A 708-nucleotide genomic window follows, 5' to 3' on the forward strand; every position below is an offset into this window, starting at 1 on the left:
GCCTTCCCGGATCGTGCTCAAGCGTGAGATGCTTTGCTCATTAATTTGCAAACAAATGAGCAAACGTGACGACGGTAACGGTTCTATCCGGTCCAGAGCGGCGACGGCGATGGACCACTGCCGAGAAGCTTCGGATCGTGGAGGAGAGCCTCGCGCCTGGGGCCAGTGTTGTCGAGGTTGCTCGGCGACATGATGTTCACCGCAATCTGGTCACGGCCTGGCGGCGGCAGGCACGCACAGGCGTCCTCGTTTTCGGGTCTGGTCCGATGCAGCGGCAAGCTGACGAAGTCGGTTTTGCGGCGGTCTCCATTGCGTCCGACCGGCAGCCGTTGACGGTGCCCTCCGGGACCTGCGGTGCGATCGAGATCGAGTTCGCGGCCGGGGTTCGGATGCGGATCACGGGCGCGGTTGACGCGGCGACGCTGAGCGCAGTCGTGGCGGCGCTGACTGACGGGCGGCCACGATGATCCCGTTGCCTGCCGGCGTGCGGGTATGGCTCGCGACCGGCTATACCGACATGCGGAAGGGCTTTCCGTCGCTGGCATTGCAGGTTCAGGAGATCTTGCATCGCGACCCGCTGGGCGGTCACCTGTTTTGCTTCCGCGGTCGTCGCGGCAATCTCTTGAAGGTGATCTGGCATGACGGCCAGGGCGCCTGCCTGTTCACAAAACGCCTGGAGCGGGGTCGCTTCATCTGGCCGAGCCCGGC

General features: G+C 64.4%; 2 protein-coding genes and 1 pseudogene. All 3 read left to right on the plus strand.

What is annotated here, in order from left to right:
- Positions 1-65: 65 nt before the first annotated feature.
- Positions 66-245: pseudogene (locus tag IVA80_RS38480) on the plus strand (transposase); the annotation flags it as partial.
- A gap of 21 nt (positions 246-266) precedes the next feature.
- The gene (locus IVA80_RS35115; RefSeq protein WP_247439695.1) at positions 267-467 is read left to right on the plus strand and encodes a hypothetical protein; all 201 of its coding nucleotides are present in this window, start codon (positions 267-269) and stop codon (positions 465-467) included.
- The coding region (gene tnpB / locus IVA80_RS35120; RefSeq protein ID WP_247439694.1) for an IS66 family insertion sequence element accessory protein TnpB at positions 464-708 on the plus strand (245 nt) is incomplete at its 3' end. The genes IVA80_RS35115 and tnpB, both read left to right, overlap by 4 nt.

Origin of the sequence: Bradyrhizobium sp. 139 (assembly GCF_023074175.1) — a bacterium.
Taxonomy (GTDB): domain Bacteria; phylum Pseudomonadota; class Alphaproteobacteria; order Rhizobiales; family Xanthobacteraceae; genus Bradyrhizobium.

Excerpts from the sequence above, each read along its gene's own strand:
- IVA80_RS35115 (WP_247439695.1), top strand. The coding sequence starts at position 267 with ATGCAGCGGCAAGCTGACGAAGTCGGTTTTGCGGCGGTCTCCATTGCG.